At 36.4% G+C, this 10000-nt stretch carries 1 protein-coding gene; it reads right to left on the bottom strand.

Going from position 1 to position 10000, the window contains the following annotated elements; translation table 11 throughout:
• Positions 1-9947 (bottom strand): isopeptide-forming domain-containing fimbrial protein (locus tag AC1Q8L_RS22060; RefSeq protein WP_492339489.1); only part of this gene is annotated, 9947 nt, incomplete at its 3' end.
• Positions 9948-10000: the final 53 nt, after the last annotated feature.

The raw sequence follows: 10000 nt of genomic DNA, 5'->3' as shown, positions 1-10000 counted from the left end.
TAGTCCGGTTTCACTTCTGGTTCTTTCGGTTCTTTCGGATCCTCCGGTTTCACTTCTGGTTCTTTCGGTTCTTTCGGATCCTCCGGTTTCACTTCTGGCTCCTTCGGTTCTTTCGGATCCTCTGGTTTCACTTCTGGGTCCTTCGGTTCTTTCGGATCCTCTGGTTTCACTTCTGGCTCCTTCGGTTCTTTCGGATCCTCCGGTTTCACTTCTGGTTCCTTCGGTTCTTTCGGTTCTTCCGGTTTCACTTCTGGTTCCTTCGGTTCTTTCGGTTCTTCCGGTTTCACTTCTGGTTCTTTCGGTTCTTTCGGATCCTCCGGTTTCACTTCTGGTTCTTTCGGTTCTTTCGGATCTTCTGGTTTTGCTTCTGGTTCTTTCGGTTCTTTCAGATCCTCCGGTTTCACTTCTGGCTCCTTCGGTTCTTTCGGATCTTCCGGTTTCACTTCTGGTTCTTTCGGATCTTCCGGTTTCACTTCTGGTTCTTTCGGATCTTCCGGTATCTTAAAATCTTCTTTTGTTTTCGGTAAAATTGTAACTGTAGGCTCAAGTGGTGGATTTATTCTATCGTCCACTATCGCTCTATTTGTTATCCCTTTACTTGGTGCTGCTTTTACCTTCGCTTTAAAAATAATACTACGTTCTTTTGTATCTGTAATTTCTAAATACTTCGCTATTACTTTTCCAAACTCCATTTTTAACTCTACTGGATTTGGTTCAGCCCCTTCAAATCGAATACTATCTTGCACGTACTCTAAACCGGCTGGAATTTCATCTTCTATCTTTACCTCTGCTATTTTTCCGTTTTCTACCGTATTTTCAAAGCTAATTCGGTATTCGATTTCTTCTCCTAGCTTCGGTTCTTTATTACTTACTGTCTTCGTTGCTTTTACCTTACCATCTTTATATTCTGGCTTTATTGTCGCTGTCGGTTCCATAACTGGATGATTTGGATCATCTACGTGAATAATCGCTTTATTTGTTATTTCCTCTCCAACTTTTACTGATTCTTTTACCTTTACTTTAAAGATGATACTTCTTTCTTTCGTATCTGTAATTTCTGGATACTTCACTGTTACTTTTCCATTCTCAACTTTAAGTTCTGTTGGTACAGGCTTATCACCTACGGCCTTCAGACTATCTTTCACATACTCTAAAACAGACGGAATTTCATCTTCAATCTTTACATCAACTAACTTCCCGCCATCTACTATGCCGTTAAAAGTAATTCGATATTCGATTTCTTCCCCTAGCTTTGGTTCATGATTACTTACTTCTTTCCTTGCCTCTAGTTTCCCATCTTTATATTGCGGTGTAATTGGTACAAGTGACTCAACCGGTGGATTTGTCGGATTATTATCATCCACAACCGCCTTGTTTATAATTTCTTTTCCTACTTGTACCGTTTCTTGTACTTTCGCTTTAAAGATGATACTTCTTTTTTTCGTATCCGTAATTTCTGGATACTTTGCTGTTACTTTTCCATTCTCAACTTTAAGTTCTACTGGATTTGGTTCCGGCCCATCAGACTTTATACTATCCTGTACGTATTCTAAACCGGCTGGAATTTTATCTTCTACTTTTACCTCAGTTAGTTTTCCGTTTTCTACCGTATTTTCAAAGCTAATTCGATATTCTACTTCTTCTCCTAACTTCGGTTCATGATTGCTTACTGTTTTTTCTGCTTGTAATGCACCATCTTTATGTTGAGGCTGTATAGCGACATTTGGTTTCTCTGGTGGATTTATAGTATCTTCCACAACCGCCGTATTCACAATCGCTTCGCCAATTTTAGCTTTTTCTTTCACTTTTCCTTTAAAGACGATGCTTCTTTCTTTCGTATCCGTAATTTCTGGATATTCTGCGAGTACTGTGCCGTTTTTCACTTTCACATGCAACGGTTTTGGACTATCCCCCTCAGCTCTTTCGCTACCTTCTACAAACTCTAAACTGTTTGGTAATTCATCCTTAATTTTCACCTTCGCTACTTTTCCGTGCTCAACTACGTTACGGAACGTAATTCGATACTCTACTTCTTCTCCTAATTTTGGAGCTGGGTTATTTACTGTTTTCTCAGCTTTTATTTTTCCATTCTTATACTCCGGTGTAATAATCGCTTCTGGTTTTTGCGGAGGATTCTTCGGATTATCATCATCCACAATTGCCGTATTCACGATTTTCTTCCCGACTTTTACTGCTTCTGTTACTTTTACCTTAAAGATAATGCTACGCTCAGCTGTATCAGTAATATTTTCATACTTCGCTGTGATTTTTCCAGCTTCTTCTTTTAGCTCTACTGGATTTGGTTCATTACCTTCTGCTTTTAAACTATCCTTCACATACTCTAATCCATTTGGTAGTTGATCCTCAATTTTCACTTCTGCTAGTTTTCCGTTTTCTACCGTATTATTAAAACTAATTCGGTACTCTACTTCTTCTCCTAGCTTTGGATCTTTTTTACTTACCTTTTTATTAGCTTTAAATTTACCATCTTTATGCTGCGGTGTAATATCTACTTCCGGTCGCTCTGGTGGATTTTTTGTATCATCAACAATTGCTTTATTTACAATTGCCTTGTCCACTTCAACGGAATCTTTCACCTTCACTTTAAAGATAATGCTTCTTTCTTTCATGTCAGTGATATTTTCATACTTCGCACTAACCTTACCAGCTTCTTCTTTCAACTCTACTGGGGCCGGCTTATCACCTTCTGCTTTTAGACTATCTTTCACATACTCTAAACCAAACGGAATTTCATCCTCAATTTTGACCTCTGCCAGTTTTCCATCTTTCACCGTATTATTAAATGAAATTCGATATTCGATTTCTTCACCTAGCTTCGGTTTATGATTATTCACCTTTTTATGAGCAGCAATTTTACCGTCTTTATATTGCGGTGTAATTTTTGCTGTTGGATCAATTACTGGATGGTTCGGATCATCAACATGGATAATCGCTTTATTTGTAATGTCCTTACCTATTGTAACCGAATCTTTCACCTTCACTTTAAAGACGATACTTCTTTCTTTCGTATCCATAATCTCTGAATACTTTGCCATTACCTTACCATTTTCTACTTTCAACTCCACTGGTTTTGGCTCTTCACCTTCAGCCTTTTCGCTTCCTTCTACAAACTCTAATCCAGCTGGAATTTTATCTTCTATCTTTACCTCTACTAGTTTTCCATCTTTCACCGTATTATTAAAAATAATTCGATATTCGATTTCCTCACCTAACTTCGGTTCACGATTACTTACTTCTTTTCTTGCCTCAATTTTTCCATCTTTATATTGTGGTGTAATCGGTACATAAGGCTCTTCTGGTAGATTCTTTGTATCATCTACAATTGCCTCATTTACGATTTCTTCTCCCACTTTTGCGCTTTCTTTTACCTTCGCTTTAAAGACAATACTTCTTTCCTCTGTATCTGTAATTTCTGGATACTTTGCCATTACTTTATTATTTTTCACCTGTAGCTCTATTGGTTTCGGTTTAGAACCTTCTGCTGTGATGCTGCCTTCTACATACTCTAAACCATTTGGTAAGGCATCCTTTATATTTACCTCTGCTAGTTTCCCGTTTTCTATCGTATTTTTAAAACTAATTCGATATTCTACTTCTTCTCCTAGTTTCGGTTTATGATTATTGGCTACTTTCTGCGCAGCAATTTTACCATCTTTATATTGCGGAGTAATTTCCACACGAGGCTCTTCTGGCTCATTTTTTGTATCTACTACGATTGCTTTATTAACAATCTCCTTGCCTATTTCTGCCTCTTCTTTTACTTTCACTTTAAAAATAATACTTCTTTCTTTTGTATCCGCAATTTCTAGATACTTTGCCATTACCTTGCCGTTTTCAAATTTTAATTCTACCGGACTAGGCTTAAATCCTTCTGCTTGTAAACTGTTCTCTACAAACTCTAATCCAGCTGGAATTTCATCTTCTACTTTAACCTCTACTAGTTTTCCGTTTTCTACCGTGTTTTTAAAACTAATTCGGTATTCTACTTCTTCTCCTAATTTCGGTTTTTTATTGTTTACAAATTTCTCTGCTTTAAGCTTACCGTCTTTATATTCTGGCGTAATTGTTACTTCTGAAGTTGTTGGATCTTTTGTATCATCAACAACTACTTTATTGACAATGCCTTCACCAACCTTAAATTCTTCTTTTACTTTCGCTTTAAAGACGATACTTCTTTCTTCTATATCCGTAATTTCTGGATATTTTGCGATTACTTTTCCATCTTTCACTTTCAGTTCTACCGGATCTGGCTTAGAACCTTCTGCTCGTAAACTATCTTTCACATACTCTAATCCATTTGGTAAATCGTCTTCTATTTTTAACTCTGCTAGCTTTCCGTTTTCTACCGTATTTTTAAAGCTAATTCGGTATTCCACTTCTTCTCCTAACTTCGGCGTTTCATTATTTACCGTCTTCTTCGCTTCCACTTTTCCGTCTTTATGCTGTGGAGTAATTTCTGCCGTCGGTGTTTCTGGCTCATTTTTCGTATCATCAATAATTGCTTTATTGACGATTTTTTTACCGACTTTCACTTCTTCTTTTACTTTCACTTTAAAAGTGATACTTCTTTCTTCTGTATCCGTAATCTCTGGATACTTCGCCATTACCTTACCATTTTCCACTTTCAATTCTACTGGATCCGGCTTAGAACCTTCTGCTTTCACACTGTTTTCTACGTACTCTAAACCTTCGGGTAAAGTATCTTCTATTTTCACCTCTGCTAGTTTTCCGTCTTCTACCGTGTTTTTAAAACTAATTCGGTATTCTACTTCTTCTCCTAACTTCGGCGTTTCATTATTTACCGTCTTCTTCGCTTTCACTTTTCCGTCTTTATGTTGCGGAATAATTTCTGCTGTCGGTGTTTCTGGCGGATGTTTCGTATCGCTCACAATCGCTTCATTAACAATCCAATCGCTCACTTTACCTTTTACTTTCACTTTAAAGGTAATACTTCTCTCTTTTGTATCTGTAATCTCAGGATACTTCGCCATTACCTTACCGTTTTCAAATTTCAATTCCACTGGAGCTGGCTTAGCACCTACTGCTTTTACACTATCTTTCACATACTCTAATCCATTTGGTAAATCATCTTCTATCTTTACCTCTGTTAGCTTTCCATGTTCTACCGTATTTTTAAAGCTGATTCGGTATTCCACTTCTTCTCCTAACTTCAGCGTTTCATTATTTACCATCTTTTTCGCTTCAAGTTTTCCATCTTTATACTGAGGAATAATTTCCGCAGTCGGATTAACTGGCTTATTTTGCGAATCATCAATAGTTGCTTTATTAATGATTTTTTTACCGACTGTTACTTCTTCTTTTACTTTCACTTTAAAAACGATACTTCTTTCTTCTGTATCCATAATTTCTGGATATTTTGCCATTACCTTACCATTTTCAAATTTCAGCTCTACTGAATCTGTTCCGGCACCTTCTGCTTTCAAACTATTTTCTACATACTCTAAACCTTCTGGTAGAGTATCCTCTATTATCACGTCTGTTAGCTTTCCGTACTTAACCGTATTTTTCATACTAATTCGGTATTCTACTTCTTCTCCTAACTTCGGTGTTTCATTATTTACGATTTTCTTCGCTTTAATTTTTCCATCTTTGTGTAATGGTGTGATTTTTGCTTCTGGTTCTTTCGGATGTTTCATATCATCAACAATTGCCTTATTAATGATTTCCTTACCTACTTCCGCTTCTTCCTTCACCTTTACCTTAAAGACAATACTTCTTTCTTTCATATCTGTAATATTTTCGTATTCAGCAATGACTTTTCCATCTTTCACACTTAACTTTAATGGAGCTGGTTTTTCACCTTCAGCCTTTTCACTGCCTTTTACATACTCTAAACCGTTAGGAATTATATCCTCTATCGTTACCTTTTCTAGTTTTCCGTTTTCTACCGTATTTTTAAAGCTAATTCGGTATTCTACTTCTTCTCCTAGTTTTGGTGATGGATTATCTACTGTCTTCTTCGAATCAATTATTCCATCCTTATATTGCGGAGTAATTCTTTCTTCCGGCTCAATCGGTGGATTTTTCGTATCATCAACAATTGCTTTATTGACAATCTCTTTATCTACTTTTGCTTCTTCCTTCACCTTTACTTTAAAGACGATACTTCTTTCTTTCATATCCATAATATCGATATACTTAGCTTTGACTATTCCATTTTCAACAGCTAATTCTACTGGTCCAGGTGCTTCTCCTTCGGCCTTGATACTATTTTCTACATATTCAAGACCTTTTGGAATTGTATCTTCCACTCGCACCTCTTCTAGTTTTCCGTTCTCAACCGTATTATGAAAACTAATGCGGTACTCGATTTCCTCGCCTAGCTTCGGTTTCTTATTATTAACTACCTTTGTAGCAGCAATTTCACCTTTTTTACTTTGTGGTGTAATAACAACCTTCGATTCAGCAGGCTCATTTTTCGGATCTTTTGCAATTGCTTTATTTACAATTGCCTCCCCTACTTTTGCCGAATCTTTTACTTTCACTTTAAATACAATACTTCTTTTTTCTGTATCCGTAATTTCTGGATACTTTGCCATTACTTTGCCGTCTTCCACTTTTAGTTCTACTGGCTCTGGTTTTATACCTTCAGCTTTCAAACTATCTTTCACGTATTCAACACCTTTAGGTAGTGTATCTTCTACTAGCACCTTTTCTAGTTTTCCGTTTTCTACCGTATTATAAAATGTAATTCGGTATTCCACTTCTTCTCCTAGTTTTGGTGTTTGATTCGTTACGCTTTTTTCAACATCCACTTTACCGTATTTATAATCCGGCGTAATCTTTTCTTCTGGATGCTCAGACTGTCCATTTGGCTCACTCACAACCGCTTTATTAACAATCGTTTCTCCGGCTTTTGCCTCTTCTTTTACTTTCACTTTAAAGGAAATGCTTCGCTCTTTTGTATCCGTAATCTCTGGATATTTTGCGATTACCTTACCATTTTCTACTTTTAACTCTACTGGATTTGGTTCAGCACCTTCAGCTCTCTCACTACCTTGAACAAATTCTAAGTTAGCTGGAATTTCATCTTCTATTGTAACTGCATCTAGCTTTCCGTTTTCCACCGTATTTTTGAAGCTAATTTGATATTCAACTTCTTCTCCTAGCTTCGGCTTTTTATTTGTTGCTTTTTTCTTTGCAGCAATTTTACCGGCCTTATGCTGTGGTGTAATCTTCTCCTCTAAATCCTTTGGTGGATTTGTTTTATCACTAACGGTTGCTTTATTAACAATTTCTTCACCAATTTTTGCAGTTTCTTTTACTTTTGTTTTAAAGACGATACTTCTTTCTTCCATATCCATAATTTCTGGATACTTTGCCATTACTTTGCCATTTTCAAACTTCAGCTCTACTGGCTCTGGTTTTGCACCTTCTGCTTTCAAGCTATCTTTCACGTATTCAAGATTACTTGGTAATTCGTCTTCAATTGTCAATACATCTAGACGTCCATCTTTTGTCTTATTTTTAAATGTAATACGATACTCTACCTCGTCACCTAGCTTCGGTGTTTTATTAGAAGCTATTTTTCTTGCTTCTATTTCTCCCGGAACTTCTTTCGGAAGCGTAACCGTAACATTTGCATCATCTGTAGTTTCATAATTTACCTCGGTACTATCTTTTCCCTTTACAGCAACGATATTTTTTATTGTTGTATCTGATTGTACAGAAGCTTTCACTTTTACTTTGAATGTAATAATGGCACTTTCACCAGGCTTTAAAACACCGCCGTCTTTAGCATTAGCACCTTCACCAACACGGAAATCAATTTGATTATTTACAAACTCCGCTTCATCATCGCTTGCATTATCTGTTTTATTTCCTTTATTACTTCCAGAAATATATTGTATAGATCCCGGAACATACTCTAAACGATTATCTAATTTATCAAAACCTTTTACATTAGATACAGGTGCTTGGTTATTTTTCGTATCATTCTTCACTTCAATTTGATACGTAAACTCTTCACCAGCTTTAATTTCCTTAACTTCTTTACCGGCACTATCTAATGCCTTTTTATCAACTTGTAAGTTTGGAGCATTATGTTCTGTAACGAATGTAGCGTTATTTAATACGTAAATATCACCACCGCCACCATTTGCTCTAAAACGCATTTTTGCTTCTTTTAAATCATTTTTTACTTGAGTAGGTCCTTCAAGATGATACGTATGAATGTCAGTACTGAATGAATTTGTCCAATCCGGGTTATATCCTGGATATTTTTTTGTAACAAACTCGTTAGTACCGTCTACTTGTACTTCTGTCATAGACGAATCATTCGCATCATTGTCTTTACCGTTAATATTTTTTATCTTTATATATCCAGCACCAAAATCATATTCTCCATAATCATATGCATATCCATCTTTCTCAGCTGGGTCACCTTGCGATGAAAAATAACTAAATTTCGCCTTAAAAGCACCTTCTTTTGGTGTGTTTATTTTATTAACACTAATATCTGTCCAGGCTGTACTTTTTTGAGAGACTAGCCCTTCCCAAATCTTCATGTCTTTTACTGTTTCTTTATAGTTTTCATAAACTAATATAAGATTCCAGTTACCCCAGTAATAGCCGCCACCTGTTACATCTTTAATTTGTGGCACATTTGCAACTGTCAACGTTTGTGAAATCCCTTGCTGTGCAATTACATTTGTTACATCTGCATACGCAACATATCCTGCGCCACTACCTGAGTAATTAGAAATATAAGGTAGGTAATCCGCTTTTCGTATGCTATCAGCAGTTACATCTGCATATTCTTTATTTCCCATTTTCATTTTGACTGGTTGCCTTACTTGATCCTCGGTAACCTTTCTATCAGCAATATTTCCTGGTAACCCCATTGCTGCTGTCCAGAATAAGTAAGCCTTTTTCACTTTACTTCCGGCAGGAATGTTAGGAAATGCACCTGTTGACGAATTAAAAGTACTATCATCGTTATCAACGTCCACAGTCATTTTATTCGTTTTATAACCCATACTTTGTCTGCCATAATGATCAGTCGTCAAACCAAGTGTTACATTACCAGTCTGTACTAAATTACCAGCAGTAATTGTAGAATACAGTGGATCTCCAAATCCTTGCTTATCCCCTGTTTGCATTTGAACCTTCGAAGCATTCTCTGATGCAGCTTGTACTTTTGCATCGCTCTGATTTTCCGCTTCTTTTTCTAGTTTCTTCTCATCTTTATCTACTGGCTGCTTCACTAGTTCCGTGTTCGCTGTAGGTTTATTTTTATCTCCTGCAGATACTTTTAATTTTCCATCCACTTCTTTTGATTTAGCATCAGCTGGTGATCCGATTTCTTTCTTACTACTGTCAGCCTCATCATCGGTATTAGCTTCAACCTTGTCTTCAGAAGGAATCCCTTCAACATCTACAGACATGTTTCCTATTTGTAGTTGATCCTTTTGCACACTAATTTTTTGCTTATACTCTTTATTAAAATGTTGTGCACGACGAGCTTTTATTAACACAGTCATTTTTTCATGTGATTTTAAATCTTTAATTTTAAGATTAGAAGAAAGAACCTTTCCTCCCTTATCTTTTTCCTCTACATAGAAATCCGCTACCTTATTTTCAGGTAACTTCTCTCCGTTTACTTTCACAGATTGCGAAGGGAACGTAATTTCATTTTCATTATTTTGTTTAAGCACCAATTCTTGAATTGGTGTAGCTCCCGTATTTTCAATCGTATATTGAAATACGTGCTCCCTCTCCGCTACTTCTCCCTTATATATTTCAGCATTTACTTGCTCTGCCTTAATTTTCACATCATTTCCTTGTAACTCATCCCAGCTTTTTTTATTTATCTCTGTAGCAAAAGCACTGGGTGAAGGCAATATGATGGATAGGAGAAGTGTGATCATCGTTACGACATTAAAACACTTCAATACTTGCTTCATATTTTCTACCTTTCTCCTTTCTATATACTTGCTATCCGTCTACTTAATTTCGT

Source organism: Bacillus sp. GW823-FHT06A11, from assembly GCF_058795355.1.
This window is presented reverse-complemented; position numbering and strand designations above follow the sequence as displayed.